This is a genomic window from Sphingobium sp. LMA1-1-1.1, assembly GCF_040676365.1.
Taxonomy (GTDB): Bacteria; Pseudomonadota; Alphaproteobacteria; order Sphingomonadales; family Sphingomonadaceae; genus Sphingobium.
In genome coordinates, this window is the sequence record NZ_JBEGHS010000045.1 from 67,309 (window position 1) to 93,149 (window position 25,841).

25 protein-coding genes, 1 tRNA gene and 1 riboswitch are annotated in these 25,841 nt (G+C 64.7%); of the genes, 9 read left to right on the forward strand and 17 right to left on the reverse strand.

Translation table 11 applies throughout. The features are described 5' to 3' along the window. Nucleotides 1–153 precede the first annotated feature (153 nt). Nucleotides 154–1,353: an MFS transporter gene (locus tag MRBLMA1_RS17025; protein WP_363738354.1), complete on the forward strand. Its 1,200-nt coding sequence runs from the start codon at nucleotides 154–156 to the stop codon at nucleotides 1,351–1,353. 51 nt (nucleotides 1,354–1,404) lie between these two features. Here the strand turns inward: MRBLMA1_RS17025 and MRBLMA1_RS17030 are convergent, their stop codons facing one another. After that, nucleotides 1,405–2,349: a fumarylacetoacetate hydrolase family protein gene (locus MRBLMA1_RS17030; protein WP_363738356.1), complete on the reverse strand. Its 945-nt coding sequence runs from the start codon at nucleotides 2,347–2,349 to the stop codon at nucleotides 1,405–1,407. Nucleotides 2,350–2,508: 159 nt separating this feature from the next. Here MRBLMA1_RS17030 and hisD point away from each other — a divergent pair, with 159 nt between their 5' ends. The 5 genes from hisD to MRBLMA1_RS17055 all read left to right on the forward strand — a co-directional run bounded on the left by hisD (nucleotide 2,509) and on the right by MRBLMA1_RS17055 (nucleotide 5,740). Further along, nucleotides 2,509–3,840: a histidinol dehydrogenase gene (gene hisD, locus MRBLMA1_RS17035; protein WP_363738358.1), complete on the forward strand. Its 1,332-nt coding sequence runs from the start codon at nucleotides 2,509–2,511 to the stop codon at nucleotides 3,838–3,840. 11 nt (nucleotides 3,841–3,851) lie between these two features. Beyond that, nucleotides 3,852–4,619: an SDR family NAD(P)-dependent oxidoreductase gene (locus MRBLMA1_RS17040; protein ID WP_363738359.1), complete on the forward strand. Its 768-nt coding sequence runs from the start codon at nucleotides 3,852–3,854 to the stop codon at nucleotides 4,617–4,619. 53 nt (nucleotides 4,620–4,672) lie between these two features. Beyond that, nucleotides 4,673–4,807, forward strand: coding sequence for a hypothetical protein (locus tag MRBLMA1_RS17045; protein WP_363738361.1), 135 nt, complete (start codon nucleotides 4,673–4,675; stop codon nucleotides 4,805–4,807). Continuing rightward, the gene (locus tag MRBLMA1_RS17050) at nucleotides 4,807–5,274 is read left to right on the forward strand and encodes a VOC family protein (RefSeq protein WP_363738363.1); all 468 of its coding nucleotides are present in this window, start codon (nucleotides 4,807–4,809) and stop codon (nucleotides 5,272–5,274) included. Before MRBLMA1_RS17045 ends, MRBLMA1_RS17050 begins: the two co-directional genes overlap by 1 nt. 175 nt (nucleotides 5,275–5,449) lie before the next feature. Then, nucleotides 5,450–5,740 carry an antibiotic biosynthesis monooxygenase family protein gene (locus MRBLMA1_RS17055; protein ID WP_363738365.1) on the forward strand — a complete coding sequence of 97 codons (291 nt, stop codon included), beginning with the start codon at nucleotides 5,450–5,452 and terminating at the stop codon, nucleotides 5,738–5,740. A 32-nt stretch (nucleotides 5,741–5,772) separates the two neighbouring features. On the opposite strand, the gene MRBLMA1_RS17060 is transcribed toward MRBLMA1_RS17055, so the two are convergent. Genes MRBLMA1_RS17060 through MRBLMA1_RS17070 form a run of 3 tightly spaced genes read right to left on the reverse strand, consistent with a single transcriptional unit; the run spans nucleotide 5,773 to nucleotide 8,403 of the window. Beyond that, nucleotides 5,773–5,943 (reverse strand): hypothetical protein, encoded by a 171-nt coding sequence (locus tag MRBLMA1_RS17060; protein ID WP_363738367.1) that lies wholly within the window; start codon nucleotides 5,941–5,943, stop codon nucleotides 5,773–5,775. Between the two features lie 56 nt (nucleotides 5,944–5,999). Beyond that, nucleotides 6,000–7,589 carry a phytoene desaturase family protein gene (locus tag MRBLMA1_RS17065; RefSeq protein WP_363738369.1) on the reverse strand — a complete coding sequence of 530 codons (1,590 nt, stop codon included), beginning with the start codon at nucleotides 7,587–7,589 and terminating at the stop codon, nucleotides 6,000–6,002. A 1-nt stretch (nucleotide 7,590) separates the two neighbouring features. Beyond that, nucleotides 7,591–8,403: an SDR family NAD(P)-dependent oxidoreductase gene (locus MRBLMA1_RS17070; RefSeq protein ID WP_363738371.1), complete on the reverse strand. Its 813-nt coding sequence runs from the start codon at nucleotides 8,401–8,403 to the stop codon at nucleotides 7,591–7,593. Between the two features lie 90 nt (nucleotides 8,404–8,493). On the opposite strand from MRBLMA1_RS17070, the gene MRBLMA1_RS17075 reads away from it, so the two are divergent. Further along, complete coding sequence (locus MRBLMA1_RS17075) at nucleotides 8,494–8,931, forward strand: winged helix-turn-helix transcriptional regulator (RefSeq protein ID WP_363738373.1); 438 nt, start codon at nucleotides 8,494–8,496, stop codon at nucleotides 8,929–8,931. Nucleotides 8,932–9,222: 291 nt separating this feature from the next. Here the strand turns inward: MRBLMA1_RS17075 and MRBLMA1_RS17080 are convergent. Continuing rightward, nucleotides 9,223–9,309, reverse strand: a tRNA-Leu gene (locus MRBLMA1_RS17080). Between the two features lie 148 nt (nucleotides 9,310–9,457). On the opposite strand from MRBLMA1_RS17080, the gene MRBLMA1_RS17085 reads away from it, so the two are divergent. Further along, nucleotides 9,458–9,925, forward strand: coding sequence for a hypothetical protein (locus MRBLMA1_RS17085; RefSeq protein ID WP_363738375.1), 468 nt, complete (start codon nucleotides 9,458–9,460; stop codon nucleotides 9,923–9,925). Nucleotides 9,926–9,947: 22 nt separating this feature from the next. Here the strand turns inward: MRBLMA1_RS17085 and gltB are convergent, their stop codons facing one another. From gltB to MRBLMA1_RS17130, 9 genes are all read right to left on the reverse strand, one after another. Continuing rightward, a complete protein-coding gene (gene gltB, locus MRBLMA1_RS17090; RefSeq protein WP_363738377.1) occupies nucleotides 9,948–14,486 on the reverse strand; it encodes a glutamate synthase large subunit in 4,539 nt (1,512 codons plus the stop codon). 86 nt (nucleotides 14,487–14,572) lie between these two features. After that, nucleotides 14,573–15,289, reverse strand: coding sequence for a DUF2059 domain-containing protein (locus MRBLMA1_RS17095; RefSeq protein WP_363738379.1), 717 nt, complete (start codon nucleotides 15,287–15,289; stop codon nucleotides 14,573–14,575). Next, on the reverse strand, nucleotides 15,289–16,740 hold the full coding sequence (locus MRBLMA1_RS17100) for an NAD(P)-dependent oxidoreductase (RefSeq protein ID WP_363738380.1): 1,452 nt from the start codon (nucleotides 16,738–16,740) through the stop codon (nucleotides 15,289–15,291). The genes MRBLMA1_RS17095 and MRBLMA1_RS17100 overlap by 1 nt, the downstream gene beginning before the upstream one ends. A 165-nt stretch (nucleotides 16,741–16,905) precedes the next feature. Further along, nucleotides 16,906–17,715: an undecaprenyl-diphosphate phosphatase gene (locus MRBLMA1_RS17105; protein WP_363738382.1), complete on the reverse strand. Its 810-nt coding sequence runs from the start codon at nucleotides 17,713–17,715 to the stop codon at nucleotides 16,906–16,908. Nucleotides 17,716–17,871: 156 nt separating this feature from the next. After that, nucleotides 17,872–18,798, reverse strand: coding sequence for a complex I NDUFA9 subunit family protein (locus MRBLMA1_RS17110; protein ID WP_363738384.1), 927 nt, complete (start codon nucleotides 18,796–18,798; stop codon nucleotides 17,872–17,874). Nucleotides 18,799–18,907: 109 nt separating this feature from the next. Next, nucleotides 18,908–19,486 (reverse strand): TMEM165/GDT1 family protein, encoded by a 579-nt coding sequence (locus tag MRBLMA1_RS17115; protein ID WP_363738385.1) that lies wholly within the window; start codon nucleotides 19,484–19,486, stop codon nucleotides 18,908–18,910. 95 nt (nucleotides 19,487–19,581) lie between these two features. Further along, nucleotides 19,582–19,698: riboswitch (yybP-ykoY riboswitch) on the reverse strand. A gap of 125 nt (nucleotides 19,699–19,823) precedes the next feature. Further along, the gene (locus tag MRBLMA1_RS17120) at nucleotides 19,824–20,723 is read right to left on the reverse strand and encodes a UTP--glucose-1-phosphate uridylyltransferase (RefSeq protein WP_133652547.1); all 900 of its coding nucleotides are present in this window, start codon (nucleotides 20,721–20,723) and stop codon (nucleotides 19,824–19,826) included. Nucleotides 20,724–20,807: 84 nt separating this feature from the next. Further along, complete coding sequence (locus tag MRBLMA1_RS17125; protein WP_133652712.1) at nucleotides 20,808–21,236, reverse strand: hypothetical protein; 429 nt, start codon at nucleotides 21,234–21,236, stop codon at nucleotides 20,808–20,810. 197 nt (nucleotides 21,237–21,433) lie between these two features. Then, the gene (locus MRBLMA1_RS17130) at nucleotides 21,434–21,607 is read right to left on the reverse strand and encodes a DUF1674 domain-containing protein (protein ID WP_133652548.1); all 174 of its coding nucleotides are present in this window, start codon (nucleotides 21,605–21,607) and stop codon (nucleotides 21,434–21,436) included. Between the two features lie 95 nt (nucleotides 21,608–21,702). Here MRBLMA1_RS17130 and htpX point away from each other — a divergent pair, with 95 nt between their 5' ends. Further along, complete coding sequence (htpX, locus tag MRBLMA1_RS17135; protein ID WP_414714777.1) at nucleotides 21,703–22,623, forward strand: zinc metalloprotease HtpX; 921 nt, start codon at nucleotides 21,703–21,705, stop codon at nucleotides 22,621–22,623. Between the two features lie 160 nt (nucleotides 22,624–22,783). On the opposite strand, the gene MRBLMA1_RS17140 is transcribed toward htpX, so the two are convergent. The 3 genes from MRBLMA1_RS17140 to MRBLMA1_RS17150 all read right to left on the reverse strand — a co-directional run bounded on the left by MRBLMA1_RS17140 (nucleotide 22,784) and on the right by MRBLMA1_RS17150 (nucleotide 25,821). Next, nucleotides 22,784–24,550: a heparinase II/III family protein gene (locus MRBLMA1_RS17140; RefSeq protein WP_363738387.1), complete on the reverse strand. Its 1,767-nt coding sequence runs from the start codon at nucleotides 24,548–24,550 to the stop codon at nucleotides 22,784–22,786. Then, nucleotides 24,547–25,209: a ribulose-phosphate 3-epimerase gene (gene rpe / locus MRBLMA1_RS17145; RefSeq protein ID WP_363738389.1), complete on the reverse strand. Its 663-nt coding sequence runs from the start codon at nucleotides 25,207–25,209 to the stop codon at nucleotides 24,547–24,549. The genes MRBLMA1_RS17140 and rpe overlap by 4 nt, the downstream gene beginning before the upstream one ends. Before the next feature lie 126 nt (nucleotides 25,210–25,335). After that, nucleotides 25,336–25,821 (reverse strand): diguanylate cyclase, encoded by a 486-nt coding sequence (locus tag MRBLMA1_RS17150; RefSeq protein WP_363738391.1) that lies wholly within the window; start codon nucleotides 25,819–25,821, stop codon nucleotides 25,336–25,338. Nucleotides 25,822–25,841: the final 20 nt, after the last annotated feature.

The window sequence follows — 25,841 nt, forward strand, 5'->3', positions numbered from 1 at the left end:
GCGTCGAACAATCTGCCCTTCGACAGGTTTTCCGATCCCTTCTCATGGATGTGCACGATCCTACACCATCGTTTGGATCGATGGGCCACGGCAGTCTAATGCGTCAGGGCTGGGGAACTTGCCACAAGACATGGCCTCAAGGCGGGAGAAGATATGACCACGCATCAACGGGCGGGATTTGCCACAGGGATCTCGCTGCTCCTGCCGATCACCTTGTCGGCAATGGCGATCGTGTTGCTGGCGCCCAACCTGCCGGCGTTGCTCCAGGAATTCGCCAGCGTTGAGCATCACGAATATTGGGTGCCGATGGTGCTGACGGTGCCGGCGCTGTGCGTTGCGCTGTTTTCACCGATGGCGGGAATATTGGGGGATCGGTTCGGTCGCAGGCGGCTGCTCCTGGCGGCTTTTCTCGTTTATGCGGTGGTGGGCATCGCGCCGGTCTTCCTGCGCGATCTTGGCTGGATCATCGTGTCACGCGTGGCGGTCGGCATGGCTGAAGCGATGATCATGGTGCTGAGCACGACGATGATCGGCGACTATTTCGAAGGCCCCGCGCGTGACCGCTGGCTGGCAGGGCAGACAGCCATGGCCTCGATATCCGCTCTTCTGTTCCTGAACGTCGGCGGTCTCCTGGGCCGGTTCGGCTGGCGCGCGCCATTCTGGGTCTATGGTTCGGCGCTGCTGATGTTCGTGCTGGTGCTGCTATTCACCTGGGAACCGGCACGGCGCGACTCCCCGGAGGCGGAAATTGCCCAGCGCGACGCCAGTTCGGCCGGTTTCCCGTGGTTGCGCATGACCGGGATCATTGCGATCACCGTGTTCGGGTCCGTGCTGTTCTACACCGCGCAGATCCAGTCCCCGATCGGTTTGACCCAGTTCGGCATCACCGATCCGGCGCGGATCGGCTTCCTCACTTCGCTCGCCAGCATCGGGGTGCCGGTGGGCACATATGTCTATTCGCGGGTGGGATCGAAGCTGCCGATCGCGAGCCTGCTGCTGATCGAGTTCACGCTGCTTGCGATCGGCTTCCTGCTGATGAGCCGCTCTGGTGCGCCGGCGGGCTTTCTTGCCGGGTGCTTCATCAACCAGCTCGGCGCCGGCATGCTGTTGCCCTCGCTGCTGGTTTGGGCGATCAGCGGACTGCCGTTCGAGGTCCGCAGCCGCGGCGCAGGATTGTGGACCGGCGCGTTCTCGGTCGGGCAATTCCTCTGCCCGGTGGTGGTGACGGTGGCGGGGAGCCACACGGGCGGATTGCGCGGAGCCTTCGGCGTCCTCGCCGCGGCGGCGCTGGTGGGCGCGGCGCTGAGCCTGTTCGCGCGGCTGCGCAAAGACTCGGCCATGGTCCATGCCTGAGCGGCTCGGCGACCGAAGGGGCGGCGCTCTTGCCGCCGGAGAGACCTTCGTTCAGGCCCTGACCACCGTCTGTTCGAGCACGCCGAAGGGAGAGCGTCCGTCGCGACACACCGCCTCCATGCGGACAGTGTCGCCGTAATGCATGAATTCGGTGATGGCCGCGCCTGTGTCGACGATTTCGATGCCCCGCCGTTCAGCGATGCAGGATGAGCCGACCTCCCGGAAATTGGGATTCGACACCGTGCCCGAGCCGATCACCGTTCCCGCGACGAGATTGCGGGTGCGGGCGGCATGGGCCACGAGCTCGTCGAAGCCATAGGCCATCTGTTCGCCATCGGCATTGCCGAACTGCTTGCCGTTCCACTGGACGAACAGGTTCATCGCCGGGCGGCCTTTGCGCCAGGCCAGGCCGAGTTCTTCAGGCGTGACGGCAAAGGGTGCCATGCCGCAGGGCGGCTTGGCCTGGATCCAGCCGAAGCCCGACTTCATCTCCGGCCCGGCGAGCTTGCGCAGCGACCAGTCATTGATCTGGACGACGAGCCTGATGTGCCTGCCGGCCTCCTCGGCGGACGTGCCCATCGGCACGGCGTCGGTGATCACGCCGAATTCGCCCTCGAAATCGATGCCGAGTTCCTCGCTTGCCATCGGCACCTCGGCTAGGGGTGCGTGAAAGGTGTCCGAAACGCCCTGGTACATCAGCGGCCAGTCGGGCTTGAACGGCTCGATGCCGAGCGCTTTGTCCATCAGTTCGCCATGGCTGGGATAGACCGAGCCGTCGAGCCACTGCCAGGCGCGGGGCAGCGGGGCGAGCACATGGGCCAGGTCCAGCGCTTCGGGGAAGTCGGTGATCGCGGCCATCTCCGGCTCGATCATCTCCCAATTCTCCAGGGCTTCCTGCAGGCACCGGACCGGCGCAGCGGCGCAGTGCGCCGCATCGGGCGAAACGACGACCAGGCGGCCGTCGGCGGTTCCGTTGCGAAGCGTGGCAAGGCGCATGGTGGAAGGGTCTCCCGATTATCTCGACGTCGGATTATCGGACCGCGCAGACGAGGCCAAAGGCATTTGGTCGATACGCTCGCATCGATACAATGTGATGGTCGGTCGACGGAGCTAGCGGCATTGATCCGTGCCGCAATCATATCTTCGGAGTATTCGATGGCGATCTGGCTCAAGCGCGGAGCGAGCGCGGAAGCGAAGGCAGACGCGGACCGCAAGGTGCGCGATATTGTCGAGGCGGCACTGGCGGATATCGAGGCGCGCGGCGATGTGGCCGTGCGCGAGATGAGCGTCAAATTCGACGGCTGGGACAGAGAGGACTATCGCCTGAGCCAGGCCGAGATCGACGCGGCGGTCGACAGCCTCACCCCTCAGGAGCGCAAGGACATCGACTTCGCCCAGGCCCAGGTCAGGAACTTTGCGCAGGTCCAGCGCGATTCGATGAAGGACGTCGAGGTCGAGACTCTGCCCGGCGTCGTGCTTGGCCACAAGCACCTGCCCATCCAGAATGCCGGGTGCTACGTGCCGGGTGGCAAATATCCTCTGCTCGCCTCGGCCCATATGAGCGTGATCACCGCCAGGATCGCCGGCGTGCCGCGCGTCATCACCTGCGCTCCGCCGTTCCAGGGCAAGCCGGCGCTGGCTATTGTCGCCGCGCAGGCGCTCGCCGGGGCCGATGCGATCTATGCGCTCGGGGGCATCCAGGCGATCGGGGCGATGGCCCTGGGTACCGGGACGATCGACCCTGTCGATATCCTTGTAGGTCCCGGCAACGCCTTCGTGGCCGAAGCCAAGCGTCAGCTCTACGGCCGCGTCGGCATCGACCTCTTCGCCGGTCCGACCGAGACCCTCATCATTGCCGACGAGCTTGGCTGCGACCCTGAAATGGCCGCGACCGACATCCTGGGACAGGTCGAGCACGGACCCGACAGCCCGGGCGTGCTGCTCACCAACAGCGAGAAATTCGCCCGCGAGACGATGGGAGAGATCGAGCGCCTGCTGAATATCCTCCCCACCGCCGACCATGCCCGCAAGGCGTGGGAGGCCTTCGGCGAGGTGATCGTGGCCGAAAGCTACGAGGAGATGGTCGACATCGCCGATGAGATCGCGAGCGAGCATGTCCAGGTGATGACCGCCGACCCAGACTACTTCCTGGCCAACATGACCAATTACGGCGCGCTGTTCCTGGGCAGCCGCACCAACGTGTCCTATGGCGACAAGGCTATCGGCACCAACCACACCCTGCCGACGAAGAAGGCGGCCCGCTATACCGGCGGCCTGTGGGTCGGCAAGTTCATCAAGACCTGCACCTACCAGAAGGTTCTGACCGACGAGGCAAGCACGCTCATCGGCGAATATTGCAGCCGCCTCTGTGCGCTTGAGGGCTTCGCTGGCCATGGCGAGCAGGCCAACATCCGGGTCCGCCGTTTCGGCGGCAGGAACGTGCCCTATGCCGGGCAGGTCGAACCAAGCGAACTGACACGGGCGTGAGGACCGGGGGCATGACCGCTCTCCCCCAGACTCCCAGCTTTCGCCTCGACCATCGCCGCGCCCTCGTCACCGGGGCGGGGCGCGGTATCGGCCTTGCGTGCGCCGCGGCACTGGCGCAGGCGGGCGCGGTGGTCACGCTTGCTGCCCGTTCCGCTGGCGAGATCGGGGAAGCTGCCCAGGCCATTCGTGCCGCCGGTGGCACGGCGGAGGCGGCGGTGCTCGACGTCTCGGACCTTGCCGCCGTTGAGACCTTCTTCGCCGCGCGCGAGCCCTTCCACGTCCTTGTCAACAACGCCGGGACCAACCGGCCCAAGCCGATATGGGACGTGACCGAAGAAGATTATGACGCCGTCCTTGGCCTCAACCTCAAGGCCGCCTTCTTTGTCGCGCAGGCCTGCGCGAAACGGATGATCGAGACGGCAACGCACGGCAGCCTCATCCACATGGGGTCCCAGATGGGCCATGTCGGCGGACCCAACCGCAGCCTCTACTGCGCGTCGAAGTGGGCGCTTGAGGGCATGAACAAGAGCTTTGCGCTCGACCTTGCCCCCCATGCCATCCGCTCCAACACCATCGCACCGACTTTCATCGAGACGCCGATGACCGCCCCGATGTTCGCCGATGCCGTGTTCAGGGCCAATGTCCTCACCAAGATCAAGCTCGGCCGCATCGGCCGGGTCGAGGACCTCATGGGAGCCGTCCTCTACCTCGCTTCCGACGCCTCCGCCTTCATGACCGGCACCAGCATGGTGGTCGATGCCGGTTGGACCGCCGACTAGGAAGAAATCCTCATGTTCGAATGCTTTTCCGAAACTGCATGTGGAATCCTGGCATGAACCTGGCCCTGGTCTGCGTCGGCAATGATCCCGAGCCGGGCAAGCGCCGCCGTCCGGCGCGCGGGCGCGGCATCGGCATGCGCGACTGCATGACCGACTGGCGGGCCGAAACCCTTGCGGAGATGGGCTGATGGCGGAGTTCACCTTTCATCACGGAGGAGTATCCGTACCCAGCCTTGACGAGGCCATCAAATGGTATGGACGCGTACTCGGCTTCGAACTGGAGAAGCGGTTCTGGATCGAGGCGGCGCGCAGCCACACCGCCATGGTGCGCAAGGGGCCGCTGCGATTCGAGCTGTTCGAGGTGGAGGGGGCGGCGTCGCTGCCGGAGGACCGGCGCTCTCCGCTGCGCGACCTGCTGGTCCACGGCAACAAGCATGTGGCCTTCCGGGTCGAGGATATCGAGGCATTTCTGGCCGAGATGACGGAGAAGGGAGCCGACATCGCGTTTGTCGTGCGCGAAGCCTTTGGCAAGGGTTGTTTCATCCGCGACTGCGCGGGCAATTTGATCGAATTTGTCGAGGATGGCTCCCAGCAGCCGGGGCCGGGTGGTGGTCGCTTGACAGCGGCGACCGGCCCGGTGATCAGGGCTGGATGATCTTCGCTGAACCCAAGGTCGCAGCCGAGTTCGAGCGCTATGCCGACCGCGCAACGGCGGACGCGCGAGCTTGGCCCGGCAGGGCTGGCGGTGCGCGACGAGTTTCCGATCGGAAGCAGCATCGAGCTGACGGCGAAATGGACTTGAGCAAAACCCAGCCTGTGAAAGACCCAGCATGATATATGAGATTGCAACGCTGACGATCGACCCTACGCGCAGCGCCGAGTTCGAGGCGGCGGTTGCTGCGGCGCGGCCCTTTTTCGAAGGCGCCACGGGTTTCCTCTCCTTCGCCCTGCAGCGGTCGATCGAGCATCCCGAGCGTTATCGGCTGGTGGTCGGCTGGGAAAGCGTCGAGGCGCACATGGTCGATTTCCGCGAAAGCCAGGGCTTCCAGCATTGGCGGGCACTGGCCGGGCCGTTCTTCGTCGAGCCCCCCAGCGTGGAGCATGTCGCTACGGTCATCTGATCACCGTGGCTCCAGCGCTCCTGGATATCGCCTCATTTTCGAAATAGCAGGGTCAGCAGGAACAGGATTGTCCGGAAATCCAGCAGCCTGAGCGCGGCGCGGGCCTCGCCCGGCGTGAGCTTGGCCACCATGGGCATGGCGCCGAAGATCTTGCCGCGCACGACCAGCGTGTTGCCGTCGCGCTCAAGCTTGCGGATCGCCATGAGTTCCTTGTCGTTGGCGTCGAGAATCCTCGCCACCGGAGGCTTGGCTGCATTGCTCACTGGACGGCCCTTCCGCAGACCTTGTCGTAGTCGATCCCCATGTCGTCCATCATCTGGATGGCCGTGGCGCGGCCCGCGCCGAACACGCCGCCCCCTGGGTGCATGAAGGGGCCGACAAGATAGAGACCCTCGATCCCGGGCACGCGCAAGCTTCCGAGGTCGGGCGTCGGGCGGTGGCCGGCGGACTGGTAGAAGAACGGCGCGCAGCCGTGGATGTCGCCGCGCACGAAGCTGGCCGGGCTGTCGCGCTCGTGGTCGATCGGCGAGCGGATGAGGCGGCCGGTAATGTTCTCGTCGGTGAGGTTGACGTAGAACTTGCGATACTGGGCGAGAGCCTTGTCGGCGATCTCCTCCTTGCGTTCGTCCCACGAGGCGGGGCCGCCCGGCCAGAGATTATAGGGGGCGAAGTTGACGCCGTAGAACAGGCCGGCTCCTTCAGGGGCGCGGGAAGGATCGAAGATCGTGTTGTCGCCACCCGCGACGAGACGCGAGCTGACCTCCCCCCGGCGCAGCTTGTCATATTCGAGGCTCATGTCGCGCACAGTGTAGAAATCCATCAGCTCGGTCATCATCGCGTTGCAGTCGTTGCCGACCTTGAGCCGAAGCCGCTCCTTGAGCGTCATATGGGTGAGATTGATCGAGAAAGTCGATTGGGTCACGCGCTCGGCCCGCTGGAGCACGGGTTCGGGCGTTTCGCCCACGAACTTGCGCAGGACGTGGGGATGAATCGCGCCGATCACGCCGTCCCTGGCCATGAAGGTCTCGCCGTCCACGAGTTCGAGGCCGACAGCCTTGCCGCCTGAGACGATGACGCGCCTGACCTCGGCATTGCAGCGCACCTCGCCGCCGAAATGCTCGATCGCGCGGACGAGGGCGTGGGAGAGCTGGCCGGAGCCTCCTTTGGGCATCGAGCAGCCATAGCTGTGGACGATGCCGGGCATGACGAAGGCGCCCATGCCGGTGCCGAGCTCGTCCGGCATCTGCAGGTTCTCGGTCACCATGCGGACGATGTGGAGCTTGAGCAGTTCGCTGTCGAAATAGGCGTCGACAATGTCGAGCGCGGTACGCTGCATCAGGTCGAGGAGGAAGCGGCCCTCGTCGGACTGGTCCATCATCGCCACGAAAGCGCCCATCGGGAAGGGCGGGCTGTAGAGACCGCTGACCAGCATGGGCAGTGCGGTCTGGCTCATCTGGACGAACCGGCGGTAGGCTTCCGCGTCCTTCGGGCCGCAGATCCGCGCCAGTTCCTCGCAGGTCTTGTCGAGATCCTTGTAGGAGCGGATGACCGTGCCATCATCCCAGATGCTCACATGGATCAGGTCGGGGTAGATATATTCCAGGCCGAACCTCGACAGCAGCCCCAGCTCGTCCTCCCGCAGCATCGGGTTGCCCTGGATCATGATGTGCACGTTCGAGTGTTCGTCGTGCCAGAAGCCGGGGTGAAGCAATTCGCGGGTGGAAACGCCGCCGCCATAATGGGGTTTGCGTTCGAGGACGAGCACCTTCTTGCCCGCCTTGGCCATGTAGGCGGCGGCGACGAGGCCATTGTGGCCCGCGCCCATGACGACGATGTCGTAAGGGCTCATTTCAATGTTCTCCGGACAGGAAGGAGCGGAAGCCCGCGAGGCCCGGAACATGGCTGGCGCAGCCACCATCGGCCACCAGCACCTGACCGGTGACGTGGCGGGCCGCATCCGAAACGAGGAATCCCACGACCTCGGCAATGTCCTCTGCCTCGCCGAGTTGATCTCGCAGGGTTTCATCCTCGACCGTCCGGCGCAGGGCAGGGGGAAAGGCCTCGCGCAGGGCCGGGGTCATGGTCATGCCGGGGGCGACCGCGTTGCAGCGTATGCCGGCCTTGCCGTGGCTGGCGGCGATGGCGCGGGTCAACTGGATGATCGCAGCCTTGGACGAGGAATAGGCCGACTGGATCAGATGGCCCTGCAGGGCGAGGTTGCTGACCATGTTGACGATATTGCCGCGGGTGCCGCGCAGATGGGGCAGGGCGGCGCGGCAGGCGATCATCGTGCCGCGCACGTTGACGGCGTAGGTCCGGTCCCAGAGGGCCGTCGCCATGTGCTCTATGTCACCGTCGGCCCGGGCGATATCGGGGCCGAGCAGGGCGGCGTTGTTGTGGAGCACGTCGATACGGCCGAACCTTGCGACAACCTCGGCGATCATCGCCTCGATCGAGGCTTCGCTCTCAAGGTCGAGGGACACGGCGATGGCACCGGGAATTCCGGCGGCCAAGGAGCGAGCCGGATCCAACGCGATATCGGCGATCGCCACGCTGGCGCCGCGCCGCGCGAGCAGCCGTGCGGTGGCCGAGCCGATGCCCCCGGCGCCGCCGGTCACGATCGCCACCTTGCCGTCAAGACGAATGGCATCTTCGGCCATCATGCTCTCCCAATTCGTTGACCTTCCCGGCAGGCGGCATAATGTATCCGCGAACAGAGGGAAGACGGCACTTTTTTGTGCCCAGGGCACATCATGACCAACGGGTGCAGCGATACTCCGGACCGTCCGGGCCTGGCCAGCCTGGCCCAGGAAATGGCACGGCACGGCACGGCGCGGGACGCCCCGGTGCGTGAGGTCATGGGCCTGCTGGGCGACCGCTGGTCGACCCTGATCCTGCTGGTGCTCGCCACGGGCGAGCTGCGCCAGGCCGAACTCAGGCGGCTGCTGGCGACGCTCTCGGCCGAGCAGGCAATTTCACAGCGGATATTGACCCTGAAGCTGCGCGCGCTCGAACGCGACGGCTTCGTGGCGCGCAGCGTAAGCGCCGACGTGCCGCCGAAGGTGAGCTATGCGCTTACCGGGCTGGGCGCGGCGCTGCACGGAGAGACGCGACGGCTGATTTACTGGGTGAACGCGAACGAGGAGGCGATCCGCATGGCGCGTGCAGCCTTCGACGCGGCTGACGACTAGAGCGATTTCACTTTGAGTGGAAATCGCTCAGTCTTTTGAGGCCGCATTTTCCCAGCCGTCGACCGTAAACGGTCAACTTGAAAATACGCTAGGGGAGAGGCGCGCAGGTCATCCCCGGACGTGGTTCATCCGATATTCGACCTTGATCCAGTGCGATCGATCGCGACGGGTTCGCGGGACGCGATGACCGAGCGCATCTAGCCGGGCGAGATCGTGCACAAGGGCGATCACACCGTAAACCACCAACGGGCCCCTTGAGGGGGGGGGAGGAGGGAGATTTTCAAGATGGAATGGTGCGGTCGAGAAGACTCGAACTTCCACGGCCTTTCGGCCACAACGACCTCAACGTTGCGCGTCTACCAATTCCGCCACGACCGCACATTTTCCGGGAACCGGCGGGGCCGGTGCCTTGGTAGGAGGCGGCCCTTAGCAAAGGCTTTTTCCTCATGCAACAACCGATCTTCATTTGCGTTGTTTTGCCCGGAGAAAGTCGGGGAGCGAGTGACGAATAGAGGAAGGGCTGCTCATGTCCGCGCGCTTCTGGTTATTTTCATGTGCATGCGCGGCGACGGCCCTCACCGGGGGCTATGGGCTGGGCCTATATGCCACGACGTCGCCGCGGGCCGCGCTGGAAACGCCATTGCCGCAAGCCGCGATGCCGCAGGATAGCCTTTCTGATCCTGCCGGTCTGACTGGCCCTGCGGTCGTTGATTGCAAGGGATGCGGCCCCACGCTGGCCGATCGGCAAATGGCGGCAGACCTGGCAAACTGGAACGGGTCGAACGATCCTGATGTCCGCCATGATGAGGCGCGGTATGACCTGGGCGAGGCCGTCCCTGAACCGCCACAGGCCGGAGGGGCGTCGTCTGTATCCCTGGAGGGGCTTGATGGTGGATCAAGCGACGGCGGCCCGCATGGGGTGAAGATCGCCCAGGCCGCCGGAGACAGAACGTCCGCCGAGGATGCCCCGGCGGACGTTGCCATGTCATATTGATGCCGTTCTGCCGGACTGCCCTTTATTCGGCGGCCACAACTTCCGCCGGAGCATCGCTCAACGGATGGGCGAGGCGGCTCACCATCTCCTTCGGGCAGATCTGCCAGAAATAACGGCGCCAGCGATCCCAGTCGTCCAGGATCGTGTTTGACCATTTGCTGTCGGTCGCCACGGCATGCTGGGCGACCAGGGCCTTCAGCTCCGCTTCCCAATGCGCACTTTCCAGCCGCTGCCAGAGGATGCTTTCCGGATTGGCCCGTGTCGGGAAGCTGCCATCTTCATCCAGGATGAAGGCCATGCCGCCGGTCATGCCCGCACCGAAATTCGCCCCGGTCCTGCCCAATATGACTGCGGTGCCGCCGGTCATATATTCGCATCCGTTCGCGCCGCAGCCTTCGACCACCACCTGTGCGCCCGAATTGCGCACGGCGAAGCGTTCCCCGGCCTGGCCCGCCGCGAACAGCTTGCCGCTGGTCGCGCCATAGAGGACGGTGTTGCCGATGATCGTGTTGTCCTTGCTCGACAGCGGCGAGGATACGGTGGTGCGCACCGTGATGATGCCGCCCGACAGGCCCTTGCCGACATAGTCATTGGCATCGCCGAACACTTCCAGCTTGATGCCCTTGCACAGGAAGGCGCCCAGCGACTGGCCGGCCGAACCGCGCAGCCGCACGGTAAGGTGCCCGTCCGCCAGCGTCGACATGCCGAACTTCTCGGTCACGGCGGCCGACAGGCGGGTGCCGACGGCGCGATGCGTGTTGCGCACCGTATAGGTGAGCTGCATCTTCTCGCCGCGTTCGAACACGGCGCGGGCGTCCTTCATCATCTGCGCATCAAGGCTGTCCGGCACCGGGTTGCGCCATTCGGTCAGGCTGAAACGGCGCTGATCGTCCGGCGCATCCACCTTGGCCAGGATCGGGTTGAGGTCGAGATCGTCCAGATGCTCCGCGCCGCGATTGACCTGCTTCAGCAGTTCGGTCCTGCCGATCACCTCGTCCAGGCTGCGATAGCCCAGACGCGCCAGTATCTCGCGCACCTCCTCCGCGATGAAGGTCATGAGGTTGATGACCTTTTCCGGCGTGCCGGTGAACTTTTCGCGCAGGCGCTCATCCTGCACGCAGACGCCGACCGGGCAGGTGTTGCTGTGGCACTGGCGCACCATGATGCAACCCATCGCGACCAGCGACAGCGTGCCGATGCCGAACTCCTCGGCGCCCAGGATCGCCGCGATCACGATGTCGCGGCCGGTCTTGAGGCCGCCGTCGGTGCGCAGCTTCACGCGATGGCGCAGGCCGTTCAGGGTCAGCACCTGATTGGCTTCGGAAAGCCCCATTTCCCAGGGAGTGCCCGCATATTTGACCGACGTCTGCGGCGAGGCGCCGGTGCCGCCGACATGCCCCGCGACCAGGATGACGTCGGCATGCGCCTTCGCCACGCCCGCCGCGACGGTGCCGATGCCCGCCTGGCTGACCAGCTTCACGCAGACCCGCGCGCGCGGGTTGATCATCTTGCAGTCGTAGATGAGCTGCGCGAGATCCTCGATCGAATAGATGTCATGGTGCGGCGGCGGCGAGATCAGCGTCACGCCGGGCGTCGCATGGCGCAGCTTCGCGATGAACTCGGTCACCTTGAAACCGGGGAGCTGTCCACCCTCGCCGGGCTTGGCGCCCTGCGCGACCTTGATCTCGATTTCCTCGGCGCTGCCCAGATATTCGGCATGGACGCCGAAGCGGCCCGACGCGATCTGCTTGATCACCGAATTGGCGTTGTCGCCATTGTCATAGGGCTTGAAGCGGTTCGCATCCTCGCCGCCTTCGCCCGACACGGCCTTGGCGCCGATCCGGTTCATTGCGATCGCCAGCGTCTCATGCGCTTCCGGAGAGAGCGCGCCCAGCGACATGCCCGGCGTCACGAAGCGCTTGCGGATCTCCGTGGTCGCCTCGACCTCGTCGATCGGCACGGCCTCGCGGGCGAAGTTGAACTCCAGCAGGTCACGCAGATAGACCGGCGGCAGGTCGCGCACGCCGCGCGAGAATTGCAGATAGGTCGAATAGCTGTCCGTCGCGACCGAGGTCTGCAACAGGTGCATCAGCTGCGCCGAATAGGCATGCGTCTCGCCCCCGTTGCGCTGACGGTAGAAGCCGCCGACCGGCAGGCGCACCACGGCACCGTCATAGGCGGCGTCATGGCGCATCTTCGCGCTATAATGGAGCGATTGATAGCCCTCGCCCGAAATCTTCGCGGGCATGCCGGGGAAGAGATCGTTGACCAGTGCACGCGACAGACCCACAGCTTCGAAATTATAGCCGCCGCGATAGCTGCTGATGACCGCGATGCCCATTTTGGACATGATCTTCAGCAAGCCTTCATTGATGGCGATGCGGTAGCGTTCGAAACAGGCCTCCAGCGACAGGTCGCCGAACAGGCCACGGGCATGGCGGTCCGCGATGCTCGCCTCGGCCAGATAGGCGTTCACCGTGGTCGCGCCGACGCCGATCAGCACCGCGAAATAATGGGTGTCGAGCGCTTCGGCGCAGCGCACGTTGATCGACGCATAGCTGCGCAACCCCTTGCGGACGAGATGGGTGTGCACGGCCGCCGCCGCCAGCACGCCGGCGATGGCGACGCGGCCGGCGCTGACATGCTCGTCGGTCAGGAAGATTTCGGTGCGGCCCTCGCGCACGGCCTGCTCCGCTTCTTCGCGGATGCGGGCGATGGCGGCGCGAAGCTGTTCCTGCCCGCCTTCGGCCGGGAAGGTGCAGTCGATTTCCGCGACAGCCGGACCGAAATGGCTCTTCAGCTTCGCCCATTCGGTCGAGGTCAGCACCGGCGAATCCAGCACCAGCACATGGCTGTTCTGCGCTTCCTGCTCCAATATGTTGTGCAGGTTGGAGAAGCGCGTCTTCAGGCTCATGACATACCGTTCCCGCAACGGATCGATCGGCGGGTTGGTGACCTGGCTGAAATTCTGGCGGAAGAAATGGCTGATCGTGCGTGGCTTGTCGGAAATGACCGCCAGCGGCGTGTCGTCGCCCATGGAGCCGACCGCTTCCTTCGCATCCTCGACCATGGGGGCGAGGATCAGCTCCATATCCTCCAGCGTCAGATTGGCGGCGACCTGGCGGCGCGTCAGTTCGGCCTTGTCCCAGGCGGGCAGGGCGGACGGCGCCTCGCTCAGATCATTGACCGTCATGAAGTCCTTGATCAGTTCCGAATAAGGGCGCTCGCCCGCAATCTGGTCCTTGATCTCCCGGTCGTCGAAGATCACGCCTTCCTGCAGGTCTACGGCGATCATCTGGCCCGGACCCATGCGGCCCTTCCGGACGATGGTGGTTTCGGGCACGACGACCATGCCGGTTTCGGAACCGACGATCAGCAGATTGTCGCCGGTGAGCGTGTAGCGCAGCGGGCGCAGCGCGTTGCGGTCGACGCCGGCCACGACCCAGCGGCCGTCGGTCATCGCCAGCGCGGCGGGGCCGTCCCACGGCTCCATGACGGAGGCGAGATATTCATACATGTCCGAATGCGCCTGCGGCAGTTCGGCGTCGGCCGACTGCCAGGCTTCGGGGACGAGCATGAGCTTTGCCGTCGGGGCATCGCGGCCGGAGCGGCAGATCGCCTCGAACACCGCATCCAGCGCGGCGGTGTCGGAAGCGCCGGCCGGGATCACGGGCTTGATGTCTTCGGAGTGATCTCCGAAGGCCAGCGACGCCATCTTGATCTCGTGGCTCTTCATCCAGTTCTTGTTGCCGCGGATCGTGTTGATCTCGCCATTATGGGCGAGCGTGCGGAACGGCTGGGCCAGCCACCATTGCGGGAAAGTGTTGGTCGAATAGCGTTGGTGGAAGATCGCGACCCGGCTCTCGAACCGCTCGTCCTGCAGGTCAGGATAGAAGACCGACAGCGATTCGGCGAGGAACAGCCCCTTGTAGATGATCGACCGGCAGGAGAGCGAACAGATGTAGAAGTCCTGGATCTGCGCGGCGATCACCTTCTTTTCGATCCGGCGGCGGATCAGGTAGAGGTCCTTTTCGAACTCGGCCTGATCGCGTTCCTCCGGCATGGGGCCGGCGATCATGATCTGCTCGATTTCGGGACGGGTGCGCTGCGCCTTTTCCCCGATGACGGAAACGTCGACCGGCACCTGGCGCCAGCCATAGATGGTGTAGCCCGCCTCGATGATCTCGCTCTCGACGATGGTGCGGCAGGTTTCCTGAGCGCTGAGGTCGGTGCGCGGCAGGAAGATCATGCCGACGGCAAGGCGGTTGGGCAGCGGCTTGTGACCCGAATCCGCGATCGCATCGTCGAAGAATCGTACCGGCAGGTCCACATGGATGCCCGCGCCGTCCCCGGTCTTGCCGTCGGCGTCAACGGCACCGCGGTGCCACACGGCCTTCAGCGCGTCGATCGCGCTGGCGACCACGCGCCGGCTGGCGCGACCGTCGGTCGCGGCGACCAGGCCGACGCCGCAGGCGTCGCCTTCCATCTGGGGATGATACATGCCCTCGGCCGCGATCCGTGCGCGCTCTTCGGGGCTGGCCATGAAATTGGTGTCGGTCATGATGACTTACCCTTGCATGTGGCCGTCCCTGTTCCTGGGTACGGCCGCTGTCATTCCGTTGGTTGCCGGCGGGGCCGGCGCTATTGTCAGTTGGCCTTCTTCGCGTCCGCGCCGATCAACGCGGTGAGACGCTCGCGTTCGGCCTTCGTCAGATCATTATAGGTTCGCGGCTTGGGCAGCTTGGCGAGTTGTTCCGCGGAGGATTTCATGATCTCCGGCATGGCCTGCATCATTTCAGGCATGATCTTCTGCATTCGGCCAATATAATGCGGGTCCGTGGCCAGCTCCATGAAGCCCGCACCGAATTTGGCGCCGACGGGCGTTTTCAGGAAGGCGCTGATCTGGTCCAGTTCGGCCGCGCTGTAGCGATAGGCGAAGGCCTCTGCCATGCCTTCCCGCATGTCCGGTTCATAGCGTCCCATGAAGCGACCCATGGCCGGCATCATGCTGTTGACCATCACGTCCATCCGCTTGCGGAAATTGGGGTCGATGATCGCCATCATTTCCTCGACCGTGCCTTTACCCAGGCTATCGGCCTTTTCCGGATCGAGGCCACCCATCTTCAGGAATTCGCGGATGGGCATTCGGGTCATGCCGTCCATCATTGGTCCCATCATCTTCTGCATCATCGGCCCCATCATCCTTTCCATGGTGCCGTCGGGCAAGATGATGGAGGCGATCGGCTGAGCCTTGGCCAGCAGTGCCGGGTCCACAGGCTGGACCGCCGCCGCGGCAACCTGTGCCTGGGCCTGGGCCTGTGCAGCGATCGGGGTCGCCAGCAGGAGGAGGAAGGCGGCGCGCATCAGGCGGCTACCCTTTCCCCGGCCGCCGCCTTGGCCTTCGCCTTCAGGTAGCGGTGCATATGTTCGGTCACGTCGCGGCCGTCGCGGATCGCCCAGACCACCAGCGAGGCGCCGCGCACGATGTCGCCCGCCGCGAACACGCCGTCCATGCTGGTCATCATCGTCTTGTGATCGACGCGCAGCGTGCCCCAGCGGGTGACGGACAGGTCTTCCGCACCGAACAGCCTGGGCAGTTCTTCCGGATCATAACCCAGCGCCTTGATCACCAGATCGGCCTCCAGCACATGCTCCGTGCCCGGATCGGGTTCCGGGGCGCGGCGGCCCGATGCGTCGGGCTGGCCGAGGCGCATCTTCGTCACCTTGACGCCGGTCACGTGGTCGGTGCCTTCGAAGGCGATGGGGGCGGAGAGCCAGACGAACTCCACGCCTTCCTCCTCCGCATTGGCGACTTCACGCTGCGATCCGGGCATATTGTCGCGGTCGCGGCGGTAGAGGCACTTGACCGAAGTCGCACCCTGGCGGACCGCCGTGCGGACGCAATCCATCGCCGTGTCGCCGCCGCCGATAACGACGACCTTCTTGCCATTGGCGTGGAGCGAACCGTCCTCATGCTCCGGCACGGCGTCGCCGAAGCCGGCCTTGTTGGAGGCGATGAGGAAATCGAGCGCCTTGACCACGCCCGGCGCGCCGACGCCCGGCGCCTTGATGTCGCGCGGCTTGTACACGCCGGTCGCGATCAGGACGGCGTCGTGACGGCTGCGCAGTTCATCCATGGTCGCGTCGCGGCCGACCTCGAAGCTTTCATGGAAGACGATGCCGCCATCCTTCAGGCGCTGGATCCGGCGCATGACGACGTCCTTCTCCAGCTTGAAGCCGGGAATGCCGTAGGTCAGCAGGCCGCCGGCGCGGTCGTGGCGGTCGTAGACATGGACATCATAGCCCGCGACGCGCAGATATTCCGCCGTGGTGAGGCCCGCCGGACCCGCGCCGATGACGCCGACCGACTGCCCCAGCGACGCGCCGGGCACGAGCGGCTCGACCCAGCCTTCCTTCCAGGCCGTATCAGTGATGAACTTTTCGACCGAACCGATAGTGACCGAACCATGGCCGGAAAATTCGATGACGCAATTGCCCTCGCAAAGGCGGTCCTGCGGGCAGATGCGGCCGCAGATTTCCGGCATGGTGCTGGTCAGGTTGCTGAGTTCATAGGCTTCGCGCAGGCGGCCTTCGGCGGTCAGGCGCAGCCAGTCGGGAATATGGTTGTGCAGCGGGCAATGGGTCGAGCAATAGGGCACGCCGCATTGCGAGCAGCGCGACGCCTGTTCCTCCGCCCTGTCCAGGATGAAGCTGCGGCTGATTTCCAGGAAGTCGTCGGCGCGATCGTCGGCCGAACGCTTCTCGGGATAGGCCTGGCCCGTTCCCACGAATTTCAGCATTGGATTGTCTGCCATGATGAGTCCCTGAAAAGAATTTGCAGGGTGCGCATAGCAGAAAAACCCGCAGAGTCACGTGGATTCTACGAATTAGGTCAGCACAGATGACATATTTATGGGAAAAACGCGCTGGAATGCACCCAAGTCTGAAATAATCTTGCGCTTAATATGGCCGATTTGGACCTATCTTAGGGAAAGCCACGCCAGGGCGGCGATTCCGGCGACGATTCGATACCAGGCAAATGGCGCGAAGCCGTGCCGCGACACCAGCCCGACGAACCATTTGATGACCAGCAGGGCGACGATGAAGGACACGAAGAAGCCCAGAGCGATGCTGTCCCATCCCACCGCCGCCGATGTCAGCTTGTCGCCATTCTTCAGCAGTTCCAATGTCGATGCCCCCAACATGGTCGGGATGGCGAGGAAGAAGCTGAATTCCGCCGCTGTGCGCCGTTCCACCCCCAGCGTCAGCGCGCCCATGATCGTCGCGCCCGAACGGCTGATGCCGGGGATCATGGCCATGCACTGGATCAGGCCGATGCCGACCACGCGGAGGAGGGGAATGTCGGCTATGCCGTGAAAGAGGTTTTCCTTCACCATCCGCTCGATCGCCAGGATCGCGACGCCGCCGGCGATCAGCGCCCAGGCGACGACCTTCGGCGCGCCCAGCAACTGTTCGATATGATCATGCAGCGCCAGGCCAATGATCGCTGCCGGGATGAAGGCTACCAGCAGATTGCGCAGGAAGCGCCAGCTTGTCGGTTCCCGGCGCAGCAGTCCCATGCCCACTGCCCAGAATGTACGCCAGTAAAGCACCACCACCGCCAGGATCGCGCCCAACTGGATGATGACGTTGAACATCGCCCATGTCGACGCATCATAGCCCAGCAATTCGCTCGCCAGGATCAGATGGCCGGTCGAGGATACGGGCAGGAACTCGGTCAACCCCTCGACGATGCCAAGCAGGATGACTGTCAGATAATGCAGGTCCATGGGCGGATGAGATCCTTATGGGGCAAGCAGGGGAAAGCCCTCCCCCGAACGGGGAAGGGCGTCAGGAACGTGGCATCCATTGTGCAGAAGCGAATGGCCCGTGCAAGACGGCCTGTCGCGGTCCCATGTCGGCCCGCCTGATCGGATTGCGACCGATCAGGCCTGAGCACGGCCGGCAAAGCGGCCATGCTTGCGGTAACGGACCAGCCATTTCTCCGCGACGGCCGCCATCGGCGTGGCCGCGACGCCCAGTTCGGCAAGTCCCTCCGCGCCGGGCGCGACGACATTATCCCTGGCCAGCATGGACAATTGGTCCTGCGTGATCGGGCCGCCCGGCAGCATGGCGATCAACGAGGCGACAGAGGCGGGAACGGCGCACAGGCTGCGCTCCCGGCCGATGGCCCTGGCGATCCAGGCGTTGAGTTCCCGCATCGTATAGCTTTGCGGCCCGCCCAGTTCATAGGTCTTGCCGCCATATTCACCGGGATTCCCGGCGGCATTGGCGACGGCCTGCGCCACGTCCGTGACATAGACCGGTTGGAACCGGGTGTCGGCGGCGATCACTGGCACCACGGGGGCGATGCGGATGATCTCCGCAAAGCGATTGAGGAACTGGTCTTCCGGCCCGAAAATGATCGAGGGGCGCAGGATGGTCGCATGGGGGAAGGCCGCCTTGACCGCCGCTTCGCCCTCGGCCTTCGACCGGCCATAGGCGGACGGGCTCTGCGCGTCCGCGCCAATGGCGGAGACGTGGACGAGCGCCCGGACGCCCGCTTCCGCCGCCGCCCTGGCGACGTTCGCCGCGCCGTCATGATGGGAACCCTGGAAATCGCCGGACAGTACGCCCACCAGATTGATGACGATGTCGCTGCCGGCAACGGCGCGGGCGACGCTTTCGGGCTTGCGGATGTCGGCCGCGACGAACTGGGTCTGGCCCAGGGCGCCCAACGGCTTGACGCGCAGGGCGGTCGACAGATCGCGCTGCGCCACGCGCACCCGCGCGCCACGCGCCAGGAGCGCCTGGGCGACCTGCCGGCCCAGAAAGCCGCCGCCGCCGAACACCGTAACCAGACTGTCCTTCATCACGCGTCCCATGCCTGTATGTTCAAAGGGAATGATCCTGCGCATCCCCTTTTTCGAGGGGACGCGTACGCCATCCCCTTGCAACAGCCGCCGCCCGCTGACAACTGCTTTACCCGATCCAGCCCTGCAAATCAGCAATCATCCACAGGCCCAGTCCCAGGAACAGAAGGGCCGCCCCGATCTGGAGCGCGCGCATCGGCACCTTCTTCGCCAATGCTTCGCCGAACAGCACGGCAGGGACATTGGCGATCATCATGCCCATCGTCGTGCCGGCCGTCACCGCCAGCACATTGTCGAACCGCGCGCCGAGCATCACGGTCGCGACCTGCGTCTTGTCACCCATTTCGACCAGGAAGAAGGCGACCAGCGTCGTCAGGAACACGCCCGCCTTCGACGGCGCGCGCAACGGTTCGTCCTCGTCGATCTTGTCGGGGATCAGCGTCCACGCCGCCATGGCGATGAAGCTCGCAGCCACGGCATAGCGAAACCAGGCTTCCTTCAACACGCCCGCGACCGAATGACCGACCAGGGCGGCCAGGAAATGATTGGCAAGGGTTGCTGCGAATATGCCCGCGATGATCGGCACCGGTTTGCGGAAGCGGGTGGCGAGCAGCATCGCCAGCAATTGCGTCTTGTCCCCCATTTCGGCGAGGGCGACGAGTGCGGCGGAGGTGAAAAATGCTTCCATCAGGATCTGTCCGGGCCAGGCGAAAGACAAAGACACAATGCCACCATCCGCTCCCGCCCGGCCGGACGGAGAGGATGATGCCATTGGTCTCGCCCGATGCAGGGAGGCTCAAAAGTCCCCTGCATCCCGTCCGCCACGACCTCTCGGCCAAATATGTTGACGAACGGTCCGTCCCCTTCGGAACGGCTGGCTACTCCCCAGATGACGCCGGGGCCTTATGATAATTCGGGGGGAGAGGCAAGGTCTGGCGGATGCCTTGTTCCGCAAGGGGCAGGATCCGGTCAAGGCGCGGCTCCCATCGCCGCGCCTTCCCTGATCCTGCCGTTTTCCTGCCCTGTCAGGCCGCGGCCGCGATCCCGCTGACGCCCAGTTCGGCCAGCGCGAACTTGCGGATATGTTCGCCCATATCTTCGCGATCCAGCGCCAAGGCGAGATTCGCCTCGATATAGCCTGCCTTCGACCCGCAATCGAAACGGCGGCCATCGAACGTCACGCCATGGAAGGGTTGGGTACCGATCATCGACGCCATGGCATCGGTCAGCTGAATCTCGCCGCCGGCGCCCTTCTCCTGCGTCTCCAGGATCTTCATCACTTCGGGCTGCAGGATGTAGCGGCCCGGCAGGATCAGGTTGGACGGCGCCGTACCCGGTGCGGGCTTTTCCACCAATCCCTTCACCTCGGTCAGGGCGCCGTCGCGCTGGCCCGGATCGATCACCCCATAGCTCGGCGTATCGGCCATCGGCACTTCCAGCGCACAGACCAGATTGCCGCCGACCTTTTCATAGGCATCGACCATCTGCTTCAGGCATCCCCGGCCGGGTGTCCCCTTCATGAATTCGTCGGGCAGCAGGATGGCGAAGGGCTCGTCACCGACAATGTCCCGCGCGCACCAGATGGCGTGGCCCAGGCCCAGCGGCTCCTGCTGGCGCAGGAACACCGCATTGCCGGGCGACAGGCGGGTGCCATCCAGCGCCGAAAGATCCTTGCCCCGCTCGCGCTGGGTCGCCTCGGCCTCATAGGCCATGTCGAAATAATCCTCGATCGCGCCCTTGCCGCGGCCGGTCACGAAGATCATCTGCTCGATCCCCGCCTCTCGCGCCTCGTCGACGGCATATTGGATCAGCGGCCGATCGACGACCGGCAGCAATTCCTTGGGCACCGACTTGGTCGCCGGAAGGAAGCGCGTGCCAAGACCCGCGACAGGGAAAACGGCTTTGCGAATCGGTTTATAGGACATGAGGCTCCTGTTTCTCGCTAGGCGCGTCGAAAGGCTTCGCCCTCCGCCACGTAAAGATCAAGCATGGAAGATTACTTAACCCCTTCAGACAGCCAGCAGGCGCTGCGCCACCCTTTCGAGGGATGCAATTTCCGCTTCGAGTTGCTCAAGCGAGACATGCGTCTGATTGTTCCGCGCATCGCGGCATGTGAAACCGCCGGGCGCGGGCTGCTGAAAGCCGCCGATGATGAGCGACCGGAAACGGTCGATCCTCTGCATGTCGCGCTCGATATCCGATATTTCCATCAATGCGCTGGCATTGCGCCTGTCCCGCATCGACACCATCGTTCGCATTTCGGTCATCAGCTTCGTCATGCCCGGACGGGTCCGGGCACCTACGGTCCGCACATCCCCCATGGCTTCCCGCATCATCGCGATCTTCGCCTCCAGGCTCTGCTCCAGCATCGTCCAGGCGCAGACCAGTCGACCCACCGCACATAAAAGCGCCGCATCTTCCGGCGCATAATCCGACACTGCCCTCAAATTGACTTCGGCAACCACGTTCACTTCATCCGCGCCCCGGCATGTTATGCTTTCCGCTCCAAAGAAAGCCTGCCCGTTTTGCAGCGCAAAAGGCTAGGGGGGGCGCCGATGCCGCCCGCAGCAGCGGCACAGGCCGTCGCCAACTGTGCCCAAACAGCGATGAGCCGTTAACCCTCTTCGACGACCGTTCAGAAATCGACAGCGATTCCCTTGCGTTCCCAGTCGCCATAGCGAACCGGGCTCAATTCCTCGTCATGAGGCGAAGGATTGTCGATCGGGTCGGGCTGCGGCACGGGCGGGCTCTTGGAAAGATGCGCGGGCGGCTTCACATGCGCGGGGCGCTTGCCGTTGAAGGTTCCCATCGATCATCCTTTCGATTGCGGGCGCGTCATCGTCACCCCATATTCAGGGCCGGCCCGCTTCTGGGCCGCAAAGGAGATTTGTGCAAGTGAATGGGATGAAGACGGCGATGCTGTTGTCGGCGCTGACGGCGCTGTTCATGGCATTGGGCTATACGCTGGGCGGCAGCGGCGGGGCGGTGGTCGCCCTGCTGGTGGCGGCGGGCATGAACCTCTTCACCTTCTGGAACGCCGACAGGATCGTGCTGTCCATGCACAATGCGCGGGAGGTGGATGGGCAAAGCGCGCCCGAATTCTACACCCTCGTTGCAGAGCTGGCCCAGCGCGCCGGCCTTCCCATGCCGCGCGTCTACCTGATCGATGAGGCCCATCCCAATGCCTTCGCGACGGGTCGCGACCCGGATCATGCTGCCGTCGCGGCCACAACCGGCCTGCTCTCGATGCTGAGCCGGGACGAAGTCGGCGGCGTCATGGCGCATGAACTGGGCCATGTGCGCAACCGCGACACGCTGATCATGACGATGGTGGCGACCATTGCGGGCGCGATTTCCATGCTCGCCAATTTCGGCCTGTTCTTCCGCGGCGGCAATCAGGAAAATGGCCATGGCAATATCGTGGCGACCCTGCTCGCGGTGATCGTCGCGCCCTTCGCGGCCATGATCGTGCAGATGGCGATCAGCCGCACGCGCGAGTTTGGCGCTGATCGTGCGGGTGCGGAGATCAGCGGTAACCCCCGCGCGCTGGCCTCTGCCCTCGCCAAGATTTCCGGCCGGGCGGAAATGATTCCCAACCCGGTGGCGGAACGTAATCCCGCCGCCGCGCAACTCTATATCGTGCCCGTGCATGTGAGCGAGCTTTTCTCCACCCACCCGGCAACCGAAAAGCGCATCGCCGCCTTGGAGGAGTTGGCGGGCGGCACGTTCATGCCGCCTCGCGCCTCCGCCCTTTCCCCCGCTGCGGCGCCCCACGCGCCCAAGATACGCAAGTCGAGCGCCCTCGATCCGCTCCGGCGGGACTAGAGCGATTTCCAAGCGATCGGCACCGATCGCTGGTTAAGAAATCGCGGAAAACAAGGAATCCAGAGCGGCGATCTGATTCAATCAGATCGAAACCCGCTCTAGCGCCGGTCGGGGAGGTGGGCGATCAAGCCCTGTTGCGGATCATTTGCTGTAGGGTGCCTCAGCTGACTTTCTTCAGCAGCCATCCCACGGTCGATCCGCCCGGCAGGGCTTCGCTGGTGACCGCCAACTGCTTTGTGCCATGGGGACGGCCATGGGCATCCACCCACAGGCCTTCCTCTATCGTCAGCTTCCCCGCATTGGCGCGGAATTGCCAGGTCGCGCCCGTGTCGATGCGCAGCAGCGCGCCCATCCCGTCGGCTGTGGGCGTGGGTTCAACGCCGGGCGCCAGGTGGAAGCGGAGCTGGATGGGCAGCTTCACCGGCTTGCGGCGCCGCGCTGCAGGCGTCAGCATGTCCTCGCCACGGATTTCCTTACCGTCTCCGCTCATCAGCAGCAGGCGACGATGGACATAGCCCATGCGCCGCACATAGCCGTCATGGCTGAGGTCGAACCGGCTGCCGCTTTCCGTTTCCTGCCGGTTGATCTCGACCTCGGTCACGCCCTTGCCCAGCGTGCCGTCAGGCAGCAGGGCGGTGGAATTGCTGTCGTTCAGCACCAGCGTGCTATGGGCCGCCGTGGTGCGCAGACCCTGCGCCAGATCGCGCGGTACCCACGCGCCCTCCAATGCCGCGCCGCCGCAATTGACGATCAACCGCTGCTGCCCGTCGCTGATCTCGATCGCGCCGGTGGAGGCGCAACCTGCATCCGCCAACTGGGCGACCGGGGGCGGGGCGGCGTCCACCTGTATCACCGTGGTCCCGGCGGCCAGCCGCTGATAACCCCAGCCATTGGCCTGCCGCAACGGGCGCGCGCGGACGCGGCTGGCGCGGATGACGGCTTCGACGGTGGCGGGATCGACGGCGCCGGCCCCCTGCCAGTTGCCCAGCCCGCCATCGCCATGGGTGAGGCCCAGCAAAGCCGGAACCGCCCTTGCCAGCGCCTCCGTCAGGAAAGCGGGCGTCTGTTCACGCCGCACCTCATAGACGGCGGCGACCATGGTCAGCAGCATGATGGCTTCAAGCTGGTCCAGCGGCGACCGCGAAATGATGCCGCCATCGCCATGAAGGCCGGTGTCGAGCGCGCGTTTGAGGCCGGCTTCTCCGAACAGCTTGCGCGTCGCGCCGCCGGGCAGCAGCATAGAGGCCGCCACGATCCCGCCCCAGGCGACAAGGCGCGGCAGCCCGACCGGCGCCTTGTCCGCGCCGCGGTCCAGATGGCGGGCGGTGCGGGCGATGCAGTTCAGTACCAGCGAGCGATAGACAAGGTCGCTGGACGAGAGGATCAGCGGTGCATAGGCCGACCAGAAGAACAGGCGCCAGCCCGCATTGTCGGCGCGCCAGGCGGGTTCGCTGGGCGTGTCGGCATGGGCGGCCAGCCATTTGCGCATGACGCCTTCGGCAATCGGCGCGGCCTGTTCGCGGGTGGCCACGGCGGCAAGGTCGCGCAGCCAATGGAAACCGTGCAGATAATCGGCAAAGCCCGCCGGCACGCCGGGATTGGCGAAATCCAGCCTGTCCAGGGGCAGTTTCTGGCCCCGGAACAGGAAATAGCCGGCACGGATCGCCTGGCCCGCATGGGCGTTGCCGGGAATTTCGTCGTCCGGCACGGCGAGCAGCTTGAGTGGATATTTGCCCTTCAGCCGGCGGCCGTGGATCGGCGTCTTCCAACTCAGGAGATAGAAGCGATTGGCGATGCGTTGCGCCAGCGAAAGTCCCTTGTCATCCGCGATGCGGATGAGCCGCTTGCCCTGCTCGATCCCGTCCTCCGGGCCGGATCCGGCCTCCTCGGGGGCGGGATGGGGGGAAAGGCGGCGGCGGTCGCTCACCCGCCGCGCAACGTCCGGATATTGTCGGCATAGGCGGACGGCCCGCCCCGGAAGGTCGCTGTGCCGGCGACCAGCACATCGGCGCCCGCCTCGATGGCGCGGGGCGCGGTGGCGAAGTCGATGCCGCCGTCCACCTGAAGGCGGATGTCGCGGCCTGACTTCTCGATCATCTTCCGGATCGCTTCGATCTTGCGAAGCTGGTTGCTGATGAAGCTCTGTCCGCCAAAGCCGGGATTGACGCTCATCACCAGGATCAGGTCGACATCATCGATCAGGTAATCCAGCATCTTGGCCGGGGTGCCGGGATTGAGCACCACGCCTGCCTGCACGCCCAGCGACTTGATATGCTGGATGGAGCGGTGGATATGCGGCCCGGCCTCCGGATGGACGGTCAATATGTCGGCGCCCGCTTCGGCAAAGGCGTTCAGATACTGGTCCACGGGGGAGATCATCAGGTGGACGTCGAACGGCTTCTTCGTATGGGGGCGCAGCGCCTTCACCACGCCGGGGCCGATGGTGATGTTGGGCACGAAATGGCCGTCCATCACATCGATATGGATCCAGTCCGCCCCGGCCTCGTCAATGGCGCGGACCTCCTCGCCCAGACGGGCGAAATCGGCGGACAGGATGGAGGGCGAGATCAGGATCGGGCTGGTCATTTGACTATCGGCCTTAGCCTTGGCAGAAGCCAAGGGCAACGTTCGATTAACGCTATCCACAGGCTTTTGGCCACAGGCTTTCGGCACGGGCTTTGGCCGGGACGTGCCGATCCGAATCGCGGGCTTTCAGGAGAGGACGAACAATGTCGGGTCTAGTCCCGTCGACGGCTTCGAACCCTTCGGCAGGAACTGCTTGACGCCGTGCAGGGAAACCACCTGATTTCGCTGGACGATGGGCGCAGCGATCAGGCGCATGGCGCATTCGCCGCCATCCGCCGGACGGATGTCGACGTCCACCGTGAAGCCCCGCCTGTGGCGGATCGCATAGGCGCGCAACTGTTCCATCGCGGTACGACTTTCGGCTGTGTACAGCGACACGGCGAGCGGGCGGGGAACCGTTATCCCGCGCTCCAGCCCGAAAATATCATAGACGCCGTTGGTCCAGCTCAGACTGTCGTCGCCAAGGTCGCAATGCCACAGGCCAAGGCCGCGTTCCGCCAGTGCCCCATCGTCGCTGGCGATCCGGTCGTCCAGCATCACGGGCGCCAGATGGTCCCGCAAGGCGTAGAGCGGCCAGCTATGATGCAGGGGAAGAGGCTCGGTCGGGCGCAAGACAGGTCTTTCTGAATGCC

Coding starts and splice junctions, on each gene's coding strand:
- MRBLMA1_RS17025 (WP_363738354.1), top strand. CDS start 154: ATGACCACGCATCAACGGGCGGGATTTGCCACAGGGATCTCGCTGCTC.
- MRBLMA1_RS17030 (WP_363738356.1), bottom strand. CDS start 2,349: ATGCGCCTTGCCACGCTTCGCAACGGAACCGCCGACGGCCGCCTGGTC.
- hisD (WP_363738358.1), top strand. CDS start 2,509: ATGGCGATCTGGCTCAAGCGCGGAGCGAGCGCGGAAGCGAAGGCAGAC.
- MRBLMA1_RS17040 (WP_363738359.1), top strand. CDS start 3,852: ATGACCGCTCTCCCCCAGACTCCCAGCTTTCGCCTCGACCATCGCCGC.
- MRBLMA1_RS17045 (WP_363738361.1), top strand. CDS start 4,673: ATGAACCTGGCCCTGGTCTGCGTCGGCAATGATCCCGAGCCGGGCAAG.
- MRBLMA1_RS17050 (WP_363738363.1), top strand. CDS start 4,807: ATGGCGGAGTTCACCTTTCATCACGGAGGAGTATCCGTACCCAGCCTT.
- MRBLMA1_RS17055 (WP_363738365.1), top strand. CDS start 5,450: ATGATATATGAGATTGCAACGCTGACGATCGACCCTACGCGCAGCGCC.
- MRBLMA1_RS17060 (WP_363738367.1), bottom strand. CDS start 5,943: ATGGCGATCCGCAAGCTTGAGCGCGACGGCAACACGCTGGTCGTGCGC.
- MRBLMA1_RS17065 (WP_363738369.1), bottom strand. CDS start 7,589: ATGAGCCCTTACGACATCGTCGTCATGGGCGCGGGCCACAATGGCCTC.
- MRBLMA1_RS17070 (WP_363738371.1), bottom strand. CDS start 8,403: ATGATGGCCGAAGATGCCATTCGTCTTGACGGCAAGGTGGCGATCGTG.
- MRBLMA1_RS17075 (WP_363738373.1), top strand. CDS start 8,494: ATGACCAACGGGTGCAGCGATACTCCGGACCGTCCGGGCCTGGCCAGC.
- MRBLMA1_RS17085 (WP_363738375.1), top strand. CDS start 9,458: ATGTCCGCGCGCTTCTGGTTATTTTCATGTGCATGCGCGGCGACGGCC.
- gltB (WP_363738377.1), bottom strand. CDS start 14,486: ATGACCGACACCAATTTCATGGCCAGCCCCGAAGAGCGCGCACGGATC.
- MRBLMA1_RS17095 (WP_363738379.1), bottom strand. CDS start 15,289: ATGCGCGCCGCCTTCCTCCTCCTGCTGGCGACCCCGATCGCTGCACAG.
- MRBLMA1_RS17100 (WP_363738380.1), bottom strand. CDS start 16,740: ATGGCAGACAATCCAATGCTGAAATTCGTGGGAACGGGCCAGGCCTAT.
- MRBLMA1_RS17105 (WP_363738382.1), bottom strand. CDS start 17,715: ATGGACCTGCATTATCTGACAGTCATCCTGCTTGGCATCGTCGAGGGG.
- MRBLMA1_RS17110 (WP_363738384.1), bottom strand. CDS start 18,798: ATGAAGGACAGTCTGGTTACGGTGTTCGGCGGCGGCGGCTTTCTGGGC.
- MRBLMA1_RS17115 (WP_363738385.1), bottom strand. CDS start 19,486: ATGGAAGCATTTTTCACCTCCGCCGCACTCGTCGCCCTCGCCGAAATG.
- MRBLMA1_RS17120 (WP_133652547.1), bottom strand. CDS start 20,723: ATGTCCTATAAACCGATTCGCAAAGCCGTTTTCCCTGTCGCGGGTCTT.
- MRBLMA1_RS17130 (WP_133652548.1), bottom strand. CDS start 21,607: ATGGGAACCTTCAACGGCAAGCGCCCCGCGCATGTGAAGCCGCCCGCG.
- htpX (WP_414714777.1), top strand. CDS start 21,703: ATGAAGACGGCGATGCTGTTGTCGGCGCTGACGGCGCTGTTCATGGCA.
- rpe (WP_363738389.1), bottom strand. CDS start 25,209: ATGACCAGCCCGATCCTGATCTCGCCCTCCATCCTGTCCGCCGATTTC.